At 55.3% G+C, this 16,296-nt stretch carries 12 protein-coding genes; 10 read left to right on the top strand and 2 right to left on the bottom strand.

Annotated elements, in window-relative coordinates:
• The first annotated feature begins 11 nt into the window (after positions 1 to 11).
• The 9 genes from ACR0JR_RS17585 (at position 12) to ACR0JR_RS17545 (ending at position 12,416) form a co-directional block, all read left to right on the top strand.
• Positions 12 to 2,132: a type VI secretion system Vgr family protein gene (locus ACR0JR_RS17585; RefSeq protein ID WP_480457217.1), complete on the top strand. Its 2,121-nt coding sequence runs from the start codon at positions 12 to 14 to the stop codon at positions 2,130 to 2,132.
• An 11-nt stretch (positions 2,133 to 2,143) separates the two neighbouring features.
• Positions 2,144 to 2,755: a DUF6931 family protein gene (locus ACR0JR_RS17580; protein ID WP_480457216.1), complete on the top strand. Its 612-nt coding sequence runs from the start codon at positions 2,144 to 2,146 to the stop codon at positions 2,753 to 2,755.
• A 2-nt stretch (positions 2,756 to 2,757) separates the two neighbouring features.
• The gene (locus ACR0JR_RS17575; RefSeq protein ID WP_010443407.1) at positions 2,758 to 3,066 is read left to right on the top strand and encodes a PAAR domain-containing protein; all 309 of its coding nucleotides are present in this window, start codon (positions 2,758 to 2,760) and stop codon (positions 3,064 to 3,066) included.
• Between the two features lie 10 nt (positions 3,067 to 3,076).
• A complete protein-coding gene (gene tagH, locus ACR0JR_RS17570) occupies positions 3,077 to 4,534 on the top strand; it encodes a type VI secretion system-associated FHA domain protein TagH (protein ID WP_480457215.1) in 1,458 nt (485 codons plus the stop codon).
• A gap of 37 nt (positions 4,535 to 4,571) precedes the next feature.
• Entirely contained in the window at positions 4,572 to 5,912 is a 1,341-nt protein-coding gene (gene tssK, locus ACR0JR_RS17565) for a type VI secretion system baseplate subunit TssK (RefSeq protein WP_010443409.1), read from the top strand.
• A gap of 108 nt (positions 5,913 to 6,020) precedes the next feature.
• Positions 6,021 to 7,442, top strand: a complete 1,422-nt coding sequence (gene icmH, locus ACR0JR_RS17560; protein ID WP_480457214.1) for a type IVB secretion system protein IcmH/DotU — start codon at positions 6,021 to 6,023, stop codon at positions 7,440 to 7,442.
• Complete coding sequence (tssM, locus tag ACR0JR_RS17555) at positions 7,439 to 11,011, top strand: type VI secretion system membrane subunit TssM (protein WP_480457213.1); 3,573 nt, start codon at positions 7,439 to 7,441, stop codon at positions 11,009 to 11,011. The genes icmH and tssM overlap by 4 nt, the downstream gene beginning before the upstream one ends.
• Positions 11,011 to 11,697 (top strand): type VI secretion system-associated protein TagF, encoded by a 687-nt coding sequence (gene tagF, locus ACR0JR_RS17550; protein ID WP_480457212.1) that lies wholly within the window; start codon positions 11,011 to 11,013, stop codon positions 11,695 to 11,697. Before tssM ends, tagF begins: the two co-directional genes overlap by 1 nt.
• Complete coding sequence (locus ACR0JR_RS17545; RefSeq protein ID WP_480457211.1) at positions 11,694 to 12,416, top strand: PP2C family protein-serine/threonine phosphatase; 723 nt, start codon at positions 11,694 to 11,696, stop codon at positions 12,414 to 12,416. Before tagF ends, ACR0JR_RS17545 begins: the two co-directional genes overlap by 4 nt.
• A 58-nt stretch (positions 12,417 to 12,474) precedes the next feature.
• Here the strand turns inward: ACR0JR_RS17545 and ACR0JR_RS17540 are convergent, their stop codons facing one another.
• Entirely contained in the window at positions 12,475 to 14,676 is a 2,202-nt protein-coding gene (locus ACR0JR_RS17540; protein WP_480457210.1) for a serine/threonine protein kinase, read from the bottom strand.
• 38 nt (positions 14,677 to 14,714) lie between these two features.
• Positions 14,715 to 15,290 carry an OmpA family protein gene (locus tag ACR0JR_RS17535; RefSeq protein ID WP_480457209.1) on the bottom strand — a complete coding sequence of 192 codons (576 nt, stop codon included), beginning with the start codon at positions 15,288 to 15,290 and terminating at the stop codon, positions 14,715 to 14,717.
• 166 nt (positions 15,291 to 15,456) lie between these two features.
• Here ACR0JR_RS17535 and ACR0JR_RS17530 point away from each other — a divergent pair, with 166 nt between their 5' ends.
• Positions 15,457 to 16,296 carry a M15 family metallopeptidase gene (locus tag ACR0JR_RS17530; RefSeq protein ID WP_170471976.1) on the top strand — a complete coding sequence of 280 codons (840 nt, stop codon included), beginning with the start codon at positions 15,457 to 15,459 and terminating at the stop codon, positions 16,294 to 16,296.

Here is a 16,296-nt window from a genome sequence, read left to right as displayed (position 1 = left end):
AGGAATGGTAAATGGCGGAAAGTCTTCAAAGTAAAGAGTGGCCCCTTCGGATCACCGGTTCATATCCATACAAGGGTAGTGACGACAAAGACGATCTGGTCCTCAGGCGCGCCATCGTGACCGAGGAGTTGGGAACACTAACCGAGATTCAGGTCGAATTCATGTCGGAGAAGACGACGATTGAACTGGACAAGCTGTTGGGAAAGGTGATGACGATTCACCTGGCCGCAGAGGACGGGGCAAAACGCAAATTCACCGGTACCATCGTCCGGGTAGAGCGTCTGGCCCTGCGAGACGGGTTGGTGCAGTTCTTGGCCGAGCTGCGCCCGTGGTTCTGGTTGCTGACACAGAGAACCAATAGTCGAATTTTTCAGGATATGTCGGTCGTCGAGATTTTTGAGAAGATTTTTAAAGAAGATCACAATATCTCGGATTACAAAAAGAGCCTGACCAACACACACCCCAAGCGCGAATACTGCGTTCAATACCGAGAAACCGATTTTGATTTCATTTCGCGTTTGATGCAGGAAGAAGGGATTTACTATTACTTCGATTGTTCGGACGCCGACGGTAAAAACGAAAAGCTGGTTCTGTGCGATAGCCCTTCTGCGCATACGCCAATAACAGGAGCGCCCAAGGTAGAGTTTCGTGGCGGTGACGATTATGAACAGCGTCTGGGGGACTTTATTACAGAATGGGCTGCATCTGAATCGATCAGATCGGGTGTCGTGTCGCTCGGGGATTTTGATTTTGAAAAGCCCTCGGCATCTTTGGACGCCCGTTCGAAAACGGGCACAAAGCCGGGCCATTCCTTCAAAGAAGACTTGGAGTTGTACGACACGCCCGGGCATTACAAGGAAACTGGGCTGGGTAATACCAGAGCAAAAGTGCGTATGACCGCACAGGATGCATTGTTTTCTCGACGCCGGGCACGGGCTTCGGTTCGATCGCTGGAAACGGGCCGGAAATTCACGCTCAAAGACCATCCCGACAAAGACCAGAACGGGGAGTATTTGATTACAAGCGCCAAGTATTTCCTTCAGACCACCGAAGGATACGGATTTGAGAAGAAGGATAAAGATCTGGACACCGGCGCGCTGGAGTTTCCAGAAGACAACAGCGAAATGTTCATGGTCGAGTTCGAGGCTCAGCCCGCCAAGACCGAATTCAAATCCCTTTGTACCATTCCCTGGCCCGAGATATCGGGTCTGCATACTGCCATTGTGACCGGCAAATCCGGAGAGGAGATCTGGACTGATAAATACGGTCGCATCAAAGTTCAGTTTCACTGGGACCGCGAGGGTAAAAAGGACGAAAAAACCACATGCTGGGTTCGTGTGGTGACCCCGTGGTCAGGTAAGAACTGGGGTATGGTCCATATACCGCGGATCGGACAGGAGGTTGTCATTCAGTTCGAAGAGGGCGATCCGGACCGTCCGATTTGTACCGGTATGCTGTATAACGCAGAAACCATGCCGCCGTACAAGCTGCCGGATAATCAAACTCAATCTGGGATCAAGACGCGGTCTACCAAAGGTGGCGCCACCAATACGTTCAACGAACTGATGTTTGAGGATAAAAAGGACGCGGAGCTGGTGCGTTTTCAGGCGCAGAAGGATCATGAAAAGCTGGTCAAGAACAAGTCGACAATCACCATTGGCTACGATGAGTTGGACACGGGCGGGAATGGCGGTGATGGTTGCCTGAGCCAGGTGGTTAAGCAGAACGTTGACGAAACGATCAAGAAAGGGGATCACACCTTTACGATCGAAACGGGCAGCCAGACCATCGGCATCAAGACCGACCAGACCGAGACTATTGAGGGCAAATCCACCCGGACGGTAACCGGCAATGTCGCTGAAACCGTAAAGACGGGTAACAAGACAACCACCGTGAATACCGGCAACATTCAGGTCGCTGCGAAATCCGGTAAGATCACGATGACCGCGATGCAGTCGATTGAACTGAAAGTGGGCGGGTCATCGATCAAGCTGGATCCGACAAGCATTACAATCAAGAGTACGATGATCAAGGTTCAGGCGAATGCCAAACTGGATGCAAAGAGCCCGATGACGACTGTAAACGGCGATGCCATGCTGACCCTCAAGGGCGGCCTGACGATGATCAACTAGGGGGCTGACCGATGAGTGAACGATTTGCAGATATGGTCAAGGTCCCGCAGGTGCCCGCCGCCCGGATGTTGGCCGACGCCAACGCGCGGCTCAGTGTTGAACTTGATGCCCCGGCTAGCGCTGCATTGGATGTTGTTCTGGCTGAATTGGATAAAAAGGAAGCCTACATTGATGTACTGCGTCTGTTGGGTGTTGCGCTGCCGCCACGTGAGCGCGTGTGGTGGTCTTGCCTGGCCGCGCGCGATTACATCGGCAAAGCGCCGGACAACAATACCCGCGCGTTAGCTGCATCCGAGGAATGGGTGTTTCGCCCAACGCCCGAAAACCGGCAAAAAGCGGGGGAAACCATTGATCTGGCCGATCCGGATGACGAAACCGTGAATTGTGCCATTGGCGTGCTCTATTCAGATGGTACGCTGGGAACCGGCGATTTAGCGACTATGCCAGCCCCGCTCGGGGCGGCGGAAATCGTGGCCTTTGCAATGAATGTTGTTGCGATGGACAATCACGAAGGCGATTTTGATGCTTACCTACAGTTGCTGATTGATCGTGGCGTCGATATTGCTCGGGGTGGGAATGGTAATCTGGACCGCAACGGTGCCGGTCCAGGGACGGAGGAATAAACATGGGATTTCCACAGGCCCGTGTAACTGATCTGCACGCATGCACGCTGCCGGCACCGCCGCCAGCGCCTCCTCCTCCTGCGCCGGTACCGATGCCGATCATGCCACCTTGTTGTCCGACCGTTCTGGTTTCAAAACTGCCAGCGGCACGTGTGACAGATTTGGCGACACCTGCATTTCCGCATCCTATATTGAAAGGATCGGCGACGGTGTTGATTGGCAAGCTTCCGGCGGCGCGGGTGATGGATACTTGCGCCTGCGGTGGTCCGATCCTGCCGCCTTGCTGCCCCACCGTTCTGGTTGGAGGATGAAGACAAACGAATGACGGTCACACTAAAATTTCAATCCACCGGCATAGTGCCGGGCGACGGGCGCCCGGTGTCGATGCAGGGGGGTTCTTTGACCGTGGGGCGTGGACCGGCCAATGACCTTGTCCTCCCCGACCCTGAGCGAACACTCAGCAAGAACCATTTTGTCATCGAAGATCACAATGGCAACGTCGTGATTGTGGACTTGTCGACCAACGGCACTTTTCTCAACTACTCTAAGATTGCCCTGGGCCGGACGCCCACACCGCTGAACAATGGCGATGTGCTGACGGCAGGTGGGTATGAAATGGTGGTCGAAATCGGCGCCGACCTGCCGTCGTTCGAAGAGATGATTCCTCAGCCGATGCAACAGGATCGAGTCTCGCCGGGGCAGTCGCAAAATGCGCCTGACCCGTTGGCTCTGCTGGACGATTCGGGGCCGGGCGGGGATTTCCTTGATGATTTGTTGGGGGGTGACGCGCCGAAAGGGCCGGGCCAAATTTCGACGCCTGACCCGATGGATGAGCTGTTGCCGCCTTTGGATGATGACGACCCATTTTTTGCGAAACCAAAAGATGCGCATCAGGAAATGGGGGCCAGCGATCCGATGCACAATCCGTCAGCCTCGGATGCGTTTTCGGCTCCAAGCAGTGGCGCAAATCTGATCCCGGATGATTGGGATGATGACCTGCTTTCGCCACAAGGCGCGTCACCCACAGACCCTTTCGGGGGAGCACCACAAAACCCGGCTCCGCCGCCAACTAAACCGACACCGGGTGGGCAGGCTGCTGCACCACCACCGATCCCCAAACCCGAAGCTGCATCTTCCGAACCTGCGCCGGAGCAAGCAAAAGTGGACGTACAGGCCGCTATGCCTGTCGCGACTGGGGATCAGGCGGCGGCACGCGCTTTGCTTGAGGCGCTTGAGGTGGATGATCTACGTATTGACGATGCTGATCTGCCCGCAACGATGGGCCGGTTGGGCCGTGTGCTGCGAACGATGATTGTTGGTCTGCGCGAGATCCTGATGACGCGCACCTCGATCAAGTCTGAATTCCGGATCGATCAGACGATGATCAGCGCAGGTCGGAATAACCCGTTGAAGTTTTCGATCAGCCCGGAGCAGGCAATCGAAGCGCTCGTGAAACCTCGTGTCAAAGGCTATCTGGCTTCGGAAGAAGCGACCGAGGAGGCGCTGAATGACATCAAGGCGCATGAGATCGCCATGGTGACTGGCATGGAGGCGGCATTGAAAGGCGTGCTGTCTCGTCTTGATCCCGAAGTTTTGGCCGGAAAAATTGAAGGGTCTGGCAAACTTGGGTCACTTTTTAAGGGTAAGAAGACCCAATATTGGGAAGTCTATGAGAAGATGTACGCGGAGATTTCGGATCAGGCAGAGAATGATTTCCACGATCTATTCAGCCGCGAGTTCGCACGTGCCTATAAGGAACAGCTGGAGAAGCTGAAGTAACGTCCAGCTTGGGCGCGATAACAAGGGAGGGCAGCCATTGTCCTGGGACAGCAAGGTGCTATGGACCGAAGGGTTGTTTCTGCAGCCCCATCATTTCCAGCAGGCCGACAGATATACTGAGGCTCTGGTGGCCGGGCTGGCGCGTAGAATGACGCCCTATGCCTGGGGTATGAGTGCGCTTGAGATTGATGACGAAGTACTCAAGGTCGGTCAGATCGCGCTCAAGTCTTGCGCGGGTCTGACATCGGATGGGCAGGTGTTTCGCGTCCCGCAGGCCGAAGATCATCCACCGGCGCTGGAAGTGCCCGAGTCGATCAAGGATTGCGTGGTATATTTGACGGTTCCGCAAAGGCGGCAAGGCGCGTCCGAAGTAGACCTGAGCGGGGCTGAACAGTCGGTTAGCCGTCTGCGTCCGGCAGAGCAGGAAATCACGGATGTGATGAGCCAGCAAAAAAAGCCGGTGACCCTTGGTGTTGGCAAGCTGCGCCTGCAGTTTGCACTGGCTGTTGACGATTTGGCCGACAAGCTTGCCATTCCGATTGCCCGGATCATCGAAGTGCGTCCGGACAAAGAAATCATAATGGACCGTGGCTTTATCCCCTCGGTTATGGATGTTCGTGCGGCTCCGGCACTGGCGGGGTTCATGAACGAGCTTGAGGGTATGCTGTCACACAGGATGCAGGCCTTGGCCGGAAGATTGTCTGAAGGCGGTCCTGCCAAGGGTGCTGCCGAGATATCGGATTTCTTGTTGTTGATGGTGATAAACCGAAACTTGCCTCTTGTTCGCCATTTCGCAAATATCGAAAATGTGCATCCTGAACATGTTTATCGCGTCTGTGCCGCGCTGGCCGGAGAGCTTGCGACCTTTATGAGTGCCGAAAAGGAAGCCGTGCAGTTTCCAGCCTATCAGCATGACAATCTGACCGAGTCTTTTGCACCAGTGATCCGCGTTCTGCGCCAGTACCTGAGCTCAGTTTTGGAGCAGACGGCGATCTCGATCCCGCTGGAGCCACGGAAGTACGGCATAAGCGTAGGGGTAATTGCAGACCGCAAGTTGATCGGAAATGCCGGGTTTGTTCTGGCCGTCAATGCCGATATCCCAGCCGAGGATGTACGGAGGCATTTTGCGGGCCAGGCCAAGACCGGGCCAGTCGAGGAAATCCGTCAGTTGGTGAACTCGGCCTTACCGGGAATCACGCTGCGCCCGCTCCCCGTTGCTCCGCGCCAAATTCCGTATCATTCGGGGGTGGTGTACTTCGAACTGGACGCCGCCAGCCCGTATTGGAGCAAAATGACTACCTCGGGTGGGATCGCGGTGCACGTGTCGGGACAGTACCCAGGTCTGCAGATGGAGCTTTGGGCAATCCGCAATCAGTAAGCGTTCGTTTGAAAGACGAGGCCTTTAGTGGTTGCCAAGAAACAATTTGATGGGGATGCCCGCGTGGGTCACAGTAAGATGCGGGGGCCTTGAGGAAGCAGGTAAACGATGTCCGACAACGATCCTTTTGCCGAACCGGACGACACAGACAAGACGGTGATCCGACCTAACCCGGGTGGGCGGCGTCAGCCCGGCGGTACGCAGCAGCAGCCTGCCCCGTCTCAGCAACCGGCAGGTTACCCGATGGAGACTCCACCTCAGCAGCCAGCGGCGGGCGGGGCAGAAATTGGCGTGCCACCTTCGCAGGCTTCGCAACCGCGCACGTTGCAGGGTGGAACAGGGCAGGTGGCAACCACCGGCATGAACCGCCTGAATGCCTGTGCCTCGCCTTTGTTTTCGCTCATCAGTCGAATTCGCAACCGCGCGCAACACATGGACCCCGACAAGCTTCGCCAAAGCGTGGTAGCTGAAGTGCGCAGTTTCGAGAACGCGGCATTGCAGGCGGGTATCCCAGCCCAGTCAGTAAAGATCGCACGCTATGCGCTCTGCGCCACTTTGGACGATGTGGTGTTGAATACACCTTGGGGCGGGCAATCCAGCTGGGCCACACAGTCTCTGGTCGGGACCTTCCACCGCGAGACGGTTGGTGGCGATCGGTTCTATGATCTTCTGGCGCGGCTGGAACAAGAGCCTGCGAACAACATCGAATTGCTAGAGTTCGTCTATATGTGCCTGTCACTTGGCTTTGAAGGCCGCTTGCGGGTGGAACAGGGAGGTCCGGACAAGCATTTGCAGATTAGGCAAGGTCTTGCGCGGATCATCCGGGCTCAGCGCGGCCCGGTTGAACGTGACCTAGCTCCACATTGGGAAGGCGAAGACAAGCCATATCGGGCGCTCAGCATGTGGAAACCGGTTTGGATCGCGCTTGGCGTAACGGCCCTTTTGCTGATGATCGAGTTTGGTGGGCTGTCCTACGCGCTGTCTAATAAAACAGAAAATCTTGTAGGACAGATGTCGGTAATTGATGCGGGTCCTGTGACCGAATTGCAGCGTCGTGCACCTCCACCTCCACCGCCTCCACCTCAGGCACAGGTGGAAAAGGTCGTGGAATTCCTGAAGCCCGAGATCGACGAAGGATTGGTCGAGGTATTTGAGAAGGGCAACACACTGGTCATTCGCATCAAAGGCTCGGGCATGTTTGGCTCTGGTTCGGATCATCTGCAGGATAAATTCCGCGAGCCGGTGCGCCGGGTTGCGGTAGCGCTGAACGACGAACCGGGTTCCGTGATCGTGGCTGGGCATTCGGACAACGTGCCGATACGGTCCTCTCGGTTTCCGTCCAATCTGGCCCTTTCACTGGCTCGGGCCAAATCCGTCATGAACCAGATGGCCGCCGATTTGTCCGATCCCAAACGGCTTAGCGCTGAAGGTCGGGCCGACAGTGAACCAATTGCCGACAATTCGACTCGAGAAGGTCGCGCGACCAACCGTCGGATCGAAGTCCTGTTGGTTCAGGAGGAAACCCCATGATTGTCCTCAGATTTCTGAAGTTTGTTTTCCTATCCATCTACACGGTTATGTTCTTTACCGCGACTGCTCTGTCGCTGAGCTTGTATTTCTTCGGGCCTTTGATCGGATCGGATGAATGGCGCCCGTTGGATGGTGTGGCGGCGCGCCTGATCTGGTGTGGCGTCATATTTGCCATCTTTTTGGCTATCGCGCTGACGGTATTCTTTGTCCGCCGCAGACGCGAAAAGAACCTAACAGAAGAAATCACCGAAGCCGTCAGTGATGGCGGCGATATGATCGACAGCGAGATTTCCGAGCTGCGTGGCAAGTTGAAAACGGCAATGGCGGCGCTGCGTAAATCCAAGAACGGACGACGCCATCTAAACGAATTGCCATGGTATGTGATGATTGGCCCGCCAGGCGCAGGCAAGACCACGGCGATCGTGAATTCTGGCCTGAACTTTCCACTGGCCGATGAAATGGGAAAAACAGCGATTGGTGGCGTCGGCGGAACGCGCAATTGCGATTGGTGGTTCACTGAAAATGCTGTTCTTATCGACACTGCGGGGCGGTACACAACGCAAGAAAGTGACGCTGAAGTCGACAATGCGGCCTGGATCGGTTTTCTTGGGTTGCTCAAGAAATATCGTAAACGCCAGCCCATTAATGGCGCGATGATTGCGATTTCGCTTTCTGATCTGTCTCTGCAGGATGAAATCACTCAGAAAGAGCACGCGAAAGCCGTGCGCCGTCGGCTTGAGGAGCTGCGCGAGAAGTTGGGTGTCCGCTTTCCGGTCTATATCCTGTTTACCAAAGCTGATCTGATTGCCGGTTTCGCCGAATTCTACGACAATCTGGGCAAGGAAGATCGTGAACAGGTGTGGGGCTTCACGCTGCCATTGGACAAGTCTCGATCCGAGCAATCTCCTGTTGCTGCCTTCGATGAAGAGTTCGCCTTGCTGCTGGGCCGCCTGAACGCCCAATCGCTGGAACGGATGCAGACCGAAACCGACCCACAGCGCCGCGCTCTGGTTGCCGGTTTCCCGATGCAGGTGGCATCCTTCCGGAAGGTTGCGCATGAATTTCTAACCGAGGTTTTTCAGGACAGCCGCTATCAGCATCGCCACATGCTGCGCGGAGTGTATTTCACGTCTGGAACGCAGGAAGGCACACCGATTGACCGGCTGATGCTGGGGATGGCCCGGACCTTCGGGATCGGGCGTCAGGCCATTGGTACGGGGCAGGGTTCAGGGCGCTCGTACTTCCTGACCAGATTGTTTGATCAGGTGATTTTCCGTGAAGCAGGTCTGGTCAGTGCAGATGATAAGGTTGAACGCCGGTACAGGATTACCAAATGGGTTTCGGTCGCCGCGACAGTTATGGCGGCCGTTACGGTCGGCGCTTTGCTTGTGCGCAGCTTCTCGGGAAATTCCGAGCTGATTGCCGAGGCGCAGGAAGGTGTGTCCGCCTATCAGGCCGCTGCAGCAACGCTTCCACCCAGCCCGGTGGGAGATACCGATCTGGTACCTGTCGTACAGGCTTTGAATACGTTGCGCGATCTGCCTGCGAATCCGACACTGTCAGATCCGGACCCGGAATCGCGCCTGACATATGGTCTGTATCAGGGTGACGTGATTGGTACGCAGGCGGCGCAGACCTATCGCGCCGCATTGAACCAACGGTTCCTACCGCGCTTGCTGCTGCGTCTGGAAGAGCAGATGAGCGCGAATATCAACAATCCCGATGTTCTATATGAAGCGCTCAAGGTTTACCTGATGTTGGGCTTGCAGGGTCCGATGAACCCGAACCTCGTCAATGAATGGATGAATATCGATTGGACGGTTTCGTTCCCTGGCCCCTCTCGTGAGGAATTTCGCGCCGACCTGAATGATCACCTTGAAGCTTTGCTGAGTCAGCCGATGCAGGCCGTTGCCTTGAATGGGCCGATGGTGGAACAGATCCAAGGTATTCTATCGGAGCTGCCCTTGGCGCAGCGGGTGTATAATGGGATCATATCCAGCCCAACTGCAACGGCCTTGCCGGAGTGGCGCATTACCGAAGTTGGCGGCCCTGCCGTTGGTCGCGTTCTGGTCCGGTCATCTGGGAAGCCGTTAAATGACGGAATCGAGGGGATCTTCACCTACAAAGGTTTCAACGACGTATTTTTGGGCGAAGCGGTCGGAGTGGCCAAACGGGTACAAAAGGAAAGCTGGGTTCTGGGTCCTCGCGGAGAAGCCGAGCAAACCGAACTGGCCCTTGCGGCGCTTAGTCGAGATGTTCTGGACCTGTACTACAACGACTACATCGCGCGCTATGACGCCATGCTAGGCGATATCGACATCGTTCCTATGGAAAGCCTGAGCCATGCAGTTGAGGTGACCAACGTACTGTCAGGCCCGACGTCGCCTATCGTGAACATCCTAAATTCGATTTCTGACGAGACGAAACTGACAGAAAGCCGTTCAGCCCTGCCCAATACGGATGCGTTGAACGAAGGGTTGTCAAATGCCGCCAGCCTGGAAGTGCAATCCGCAACCTCCGTCCAGACACAAATCCTGCTGGAAGCGCTGGCCAAGTCCAGCGGTGCAACTTCATCAGAGCCGGTGCAAGAACCGGGCCAATATGTCGAAGATAGGTTCTCTTGGTTGCATCAGTTGGTGGAACAGCAACAGGGACAACCCTCGCAGCTTGATCTTCTGATGGGATCGCTGACCGGTGTGTATCAAGAACTGAACAAGATGTCCTTCAGTGGTGTCACTGGCGCGGAATCCGGTCAGGCATTGCAGCAGTTCCAGCAGGAAGCGGCGCGTATTCCTGGCCCGATGGAACGCTGGGCATTGCAGATCATCGATGGCTCATCGGGAATCACGTCGGACAGCACGCGCGCATCTATTAATGCGCGCTGGCAGGCTAATGTACTGCCGTTCTGCGAACAGGTCGTGACCGATCGTTATCCGTTCAACCGCAGATCGGGCGCGGATGTTGCCATGGGTGATTTCAGCAAGCTGTTTGGCCCGCAAGGTTTGATTGATACGTTCTTCAACGAAAACCTCGCGAAGCATGTGGATATGCGTACCCGGCCGTGGTCTTGGAAAACCAGTGTAAATGAGGCCGATCTGGGGATCAGTCAGGCAGTACTGACCCAGTTTCAGAATGCAGCCGAGATCCGAGAAGCGTTTTTTTCAGCCGGCCCCCAACCGCGGATACAGTTTCAGATCATGCCCGAGGCGCTGGACCCCAAGGCCAAGGGCGTGAAGCTGGAGATTGACGGTCAGACGCTGGAGTTCCGTCATCGTGGCGGACTTCCGTCACCGATGGCCATTGCCTGGCCGGGTCAGGTTGGGCTGGCGCGCGTTAGCTTTGAACCGGAAAAGCGCAACATTGAAAGCGTCTTGTCCAAGGACGGACCGTGGGCCTGGTTCCGCTTACTTGACGCAGCCGAGGTGCGGCGCACAAACGTGTCAGACCGCAAGAAGGTAATCTTCAACGTTGGCGGTCGCATCGCGATTTTCCAGCTGCAATCAGGATCGGTCATCAACCCCTTTGCCTTGCCGGCGCTGCAGAAATTCAGCTGCCCCAAGTCTTTCTGATGCCGAAGGCTGGATTTGGCGCATTCGGGAAGATGCCCTCGGTCGGAGATTTCTTTCGGCTCGGGGTAGTACCCGAGTTTGTCCAACCCTGGGATACCTGGATACAGCGCAGCATGCTTGCCGCGTCCGAGTCGCTGGGGCCTGCTTGGGATTCGCATTACATGTCGGCCCCGATCTGGCGCTTCTGCCTTGCCCCAGGCTTGGCAGGTCCGCAGAAAATGCTGGGCGTTCTGATGCCTTCCGTGGACAGAGTAGGGCGACGCTTTCCCCTGACATTGGTTGCAGCGATTTCGAACGAGGGATCTGCTATTCTATCTCATTTTCGGGCTGCAAAGATTTACGGTCAGCTCGAAGATCTCGCATTGGCTGCGCTCGAGGACGACATGACCCGTGACAAGTTGGCTAAGGAGCTTGAGGCTTTGATCGTTCCAGTGCAGGAGCCAACAGCCCCGGTTCGTGCACAAGGCAACACCTTGGTACTGACGCGCGGAGAAGTATCCGACGGCCTGCTGCCCGATCTTGCTTCGGGATTAGTATCTGATCGTTTTCGGATGCCAACAATTTGGAGCACTGAAATCGGTGGTGTGCCTCGAATGATGGTCTGCGAAGGTTTACCGGAAGGGGCAAACATGCAAGGCTTGTTCAACCTTCACGCTGCAGTCTGGACCGAGGCAAGGCCAATATGAATTCAAGTCACCGCGTTCGGTACAGCGCCCGCAGCCATGTTGGCCTCAAGCGTAAACTCAATGAAGATGCGGTGCTTGCACTGCCCGAGGAAAACTTGTGGCTGGTTGCGGATGGGATGGGCGGTCACGAGGCGGGTGATTACGCCAGTCGGCTTGTTGCGGATATGGTTGCGGCTATCCCCCCCAGTCTGCCACCGTCAGACCGGATGGTCACATTGCGCGATGTGCTTCGGCAGGCCCATTTGGCGATCCGCGCCGAGGCCGAGGCACGCGGTGGCGGAACCATCGGCACGACTGTTGCCTGCATGATGTTGGCAAATAGCCATTTTGTTGGGCTGTGGGCCGGAGACAGCCGAATTTATTTGTTGCGGAACAATCAAATTCAGATGCTGACCACCGACCATTCCGTGGTCGCTGATCTCGTTTTGGCCGGTCAGATGAGCTGGGACGAGGCTGAGCAACACCCTCAATCCAACGCCATCAACCGTGCGGTGGGAGTTGGGGATGAGCTGGAATTGGACAAGATCCGTGGCGAAGTTCAACCGGGGGACCGGTTCCTGATATGCTCTGACGGATTAAGCAAATATGCTACTTTTCCGATGCTCGAAAAAGCACTGTCCGAAATGCCGATTGAGACAGTGGCAGATCAGTTGATCCAAATCGCTCTGGATGGGGGTGGCGCAGATAATATCTCGGTGATTGTTGTCGACGTTCCCTGAAGGCAAATGATGCCTTCAGGCGTCGCTAATGACCAATGGCTTGCAGTTCGAGGCCAGGTTATTGTTCCAGGGTAGTCAGAATACGGCTGTCCAGCGACAGGATCTGCGTATCGACGTTGCGATCTTGCTCGCGCAGCGCTTCGGCATATCCTGCTGCGGATTCGGTGGTTGGTCGCAGGGTGTCGAATAACTGTTTGTCACTATGCAACACGATGACTTTGCTTTTGCCCAAGGTGGAATCATCAACCTCGAAAGCAATGCCTCCGTTTTCCTGGCTCTCTGGTATCGAATAAGCAACGCGTACTGACATGGGTCCTGTTTGCCCTTCCCTTAAGGCCGGAATGCCGTTTTCCTGGCGCGTCACATTGGGCAGCAGGTGGAATACGTTTCCCGAGACATCAAGAACTGAAACAGACAGAAATCCGTCCTGCGCATCATCTGGCAGTTTGACGTCGATCACCGGGTTCTGGCCGACGATAAAATCACCATTGGGATTTGGCGCGTTACCCTGTTCACCATTATAGAATGCGATCGAAATATCGCTTGTCGGTGCAGTTGGAAGATAGTTCTCGATCAGACACAGGGTAGGATTCAAGAGCGCAATCTGATCCAAATCCACGGGTCGCGTGCCAACAAGCGCCGTCAAAGCGGTTTCAAGCCCGATTAAGCTGTCCTGAGACGCCAGTGTGCCGCTCACCCGAACCGGGGTTTCAAGCCCGTATCCGGTTGTGGGCGGGTCAACCAATTGCAACGTGCCACAATCGGCCAAGCCTGCCAAAATTGGTCTGATCTCTGCCGCTGTAACGAATAGAGATTCAAGTTCCAGATCAACTGTTCCCTGCAGCCCAGCAGGTAATCCTGCGGAAAAAAGCTGCTCCAACTCTGTGTGCAGGGCCTTGTTCGTGGTCTGTCCGGTCAACTGGGCGTCATTGCCGTTCACGACCAGACGCCATTCTTCCAGGTCCATTACCGCGTCTACGACATCGCTGACGGCGCTTCCCCAGGTTTCTGAAATGTCGCCCGATGCCAATGTCAAATCGACCGTACCGCCATCTCCGGTAATCTCGCGTGTCATAGCATCCCGAGTTTCTTCCGATGGTACGAACCCGACCGCACGCGGGGGCTGCCCATCGCGTTTGTCCGCTACCAATGTGTAGGGCGCGACGGCGGGGTATGACGGGCCCAACAGTCCATCGAAGGTGCCGCTTAGATAGCCGCCAATTCCGGCCCCTCCGACGATAACAACGCCCAAAGTCGCCATAAGCCCTGTCCGTGACTTTTTTGCGGTTGCAGGCTGAGAGGGCTTCGGCGTCTGCACTTCCTGAGTAGGCGTGGATTCAGGCGCGGCCATCGCAGGTGCGGGAGCGCTACTTTTAGGAACAATTATAGTGGCATCTTCATCAGTGTCAGGGATTGCCCTCTCAACTGGTTCTGATCGTGCAGAGGCAAGCGCCCTTAGTACATCACCGGCCGATTTAAATCGGTCATTTGGATCCGGGGCGGTCATCTTGTCGAGGATGGATTTCAGAGGCTCAGGCACATTTGTAGTGTCCAGCGGCTCCTTCTTGCTTTCGACAACTTCCAGCAGGTTGCGTCCTGAGTTTGCTTTTTCACCCCGGAAGTTTGCAAGTAGCAACGCGCCCAAAGAGTAGATATCTGTGCGTTGATCGGTTTTACCCGACAACTGCTCGGGCGCTGCATAGGCATATTTGCCGGCAAATTCACCACCCACGATGGTCTCCGCGCCAGGATTGGTGTCCTTGGCAATACCGAAATCGATAATCACCGCTTGTGCAGGATCGCCGTCACGTAGGATGATGTTATCCGGGCTCAGATCGCGATGGACGATATTGCGGGCATGGGCGGCCTCCAATCCCTCGCACACCCGTTTGCACACAGTGAGAATTTCAGGCGCAGACATCGGACCCTCGGCCAGCTTCCGGTCCAGTCCGGGTCCGTCAACGTAATCCATCACCAGATAGACATGTCCGTCGGCGGTGCGGTTGTTTTCAGAATACCGCACAACCGCGTCGTGGCGGATGTCGCGAATTTCTTCTTCCCGGGTCAGAAGGACAAGATAATCGTCGTTACTGGAGAATTCGGCCTTCAATACCTTGAGTGCGGCAAGGCGCCCCGAAATCTCGGAGCGTGCCCGGTAAACGTCCGACGTTCCACCCCGCCCAAGGATCGCTTCGATCCGATAGGTATTGTTCACCAGATCGCCCGGCTGAAACAGGTCACCTGCGCGGGATTCAGTCATGCCGCCCTCGAATTTAGTTGTTATCAGAGGAGACTAAATCAGCCGAGAGCCTGAAATTCAACGCGGCGATTTTCATCTGCACGCGGGTTATCCTTATTCAGAGGTTGTGCTTCACCGACGCCGAGCACTTCCAGGCGTTGGTCCGAGATGCCGCAATCGTTTACAAGAAAGCGTTTGACCTCTTTTGCGCGCAACAGAGACAGATTTTGATTGTACTCCGCAGATCCTGCGCTGTCGGTGTGTCCGATAATCTGAAAGACATTCACGTCGACGTTCTTCATCGCCTGACAGAGCGAGGCCAATTTCGGTTTTTCATCGTCCCGCAGTGCGGCCGAGGCGAAATCGAAACGAACCTGAATGTTGACCTGATCTTCCGTTGCGACGGGTTGATACTCGGCGGGCGCTGCAGCAACAGTGGTTTCAGCGGTGTCCTGCGCAGTTTCGGTGCCGGAATTTGAGGGCACGATCACGAGCCCGCGTGTTTTTTGTTTGTTGAATGCGTCGGTGATTTCGTCGGCTGTCAGCTCATTTGACTGCGCCAGTGAAAATTGTGTCGCACACACAAATGCAAAAGCCGAAGCCCCGATAGTTTTCGTCGATGAAAATGCAGTCATTACTGAGGTCCTTCCATATTTGAGACAAAGAGTACCCCTGCCTCTGAGCAGCGACAATGAAGAAAGTCACATATGAGATTAACAATTTCGGGCAAAGGCGTGACATCCTGTCCGTCGACTTCTAGGTTGATGCATAAAGGCAGTGAGACACAGGAAAACACAGCAGATGCGCACCGTTCCAGCGATAATCCTTGGTGTGGCGATAATCCTTGCCCCGATCATCTGGTATGTCTTCCCTATAATAGTCCCTATTGAAAGTGATTTTGAGGGGCCCGCAATCGACTCAGGCGCCCGGATCGAGATTGAAATGCTGAGCCAGCAAGTCGAAGACATGCGCAATCAGATTGAGCAGTTATCTCTGGAAATCTCTCGATCGCAAAGCGGTGGACCTTTGTTGCAACAAGGTGCCGACGGTGCCGATGATTATGGCTATGACAGCACCACACCAAACGACATCATCGATGCCTATGCTCAGGTTGTTCTGATAGCCAATCGTAAGAAGGTGAATCAGCAACTTCAGCTGGCAAATTCAACATTCTTGAAAGAGACTTTTGGTCTGCCGCGCGAGGACTTAACAGACAGTTGCCAGTCAATGACTAATCCGCGTCTGGAAAGTCTGCTGATCCTTGAAGAAGTGGGGCCTGTTCGTGTGCGGATGCTGAAACCTGCAATCGATTCCCTGCGCACTGTATTCGACAATATCCGACGAACCGATCCTGATTTATTTGCCCGTATTAATACGGCAGGGTCTTTGTGTGTCCGCCGAATTCGAGGAGCGACATCCTCAGCCTCGGCGCATGCTTATGGACTGGCTGTTGATCTGAACATCGACGGTGTGCTGGACACTTTGGGCGATGGAAAAACTCAACTTGGCCTCACTATCCTTGCCGATTTTTTCCGCCAGGAAGGCTGGGTCTGGGGGGCTGCATGGGGGCGCGAGGATTCCATGCATTTCGAAGTCAGTCGAGACAAAATAGAAGAGTGGCTGGAACAAGGTCTGCTGTAG

It is taken from the genome of Ruegeria sp. AA3 (genome assembly GCF_056542905.1).
This window is presented reverse-complemented; position numbering and strand designations above follow the sequence as displayed.

Excerpts from the sequence above, each read along its gene's own strand:
- icmH (WP_480457214.1), top strand. The coding sequence starts at position 6,021 with ATGTCCGACAACGATCCTTTTGCCGAACCGGACGACACAGACAAGACG.
- tssM (WP_480457213.1), top strand. The coding sequence starts at position 7,439 with ATGATTGTCCTCAGATTTCTGAAGTTTGTTTTCCTATCCATCTACACG.
- ACR0JR_RS17585 (WP_480457217.1), top strand. The coding sequence starts at position 12 with ATGGCGGAAAGTCTTCAAAGTAAAGAGTGGCCCCTTCGGATCACCGGT.
- tagF (WP_480457212.1), top strand. The coding sequence starts at position 11,011 with ATGCCGAAGGCTGGATTTGGCGCATTCGGGAAGATGCCCTCGGTCGGA.
- ACR0JR_RS17540 (WP_480457210.1), bottom strand. The coding sequence starts at position 14,676 with ATGACTGAATCCCGCGCAGGTGACCTGTTTCAGCCGGGCGATCTGGTG.
- ACR0JR_RS17535 (WP_480457209.1), bottom strand. The coding sequence starts at position 15,290 with ATGACTGCATTTTCATCGACGAAAACTATCGGGGCTTCGGCTTTTGCA.
- ACR0JR_RS17530 (WP_170471976.1), top strand. The coding sequence starts at position 15,457 with ATGCGCACCGTTCCAGCGATAATCCTTGGTGTGGCGATAATCCTTGCC.
- ACR0JR_RS17580 (WP_480457216.1), top strand. The coding sequence starts at position 2,144 with ATGAGTGAACGATTTGCAGATATGGTCAAGGTCCCGCAGGTGCCCGCC.
- ACR0JR_RS17545 (WP_480457211.1), top strand. The coding sequence starts at position 11,694 with ATGAATTCAAGTCACCGCGTTCGGTACAGCGCCCGCAGCCATGTTGGC.
- ACR0JR_RS17575 (WP_010443407.1), top strand. The coding sequence starts at position 2,758 with ATGGGATTTCCACAGGCCCGTGTAACTGATCTGCACGCATGCACGCTG.
- tagH (WP_480457215.1), top strand. The coding sequence starts at position 3,077 with ATGACGGTCACACTAAAATTTCAATCCACCGGCATAGTGCCGGGCGAC.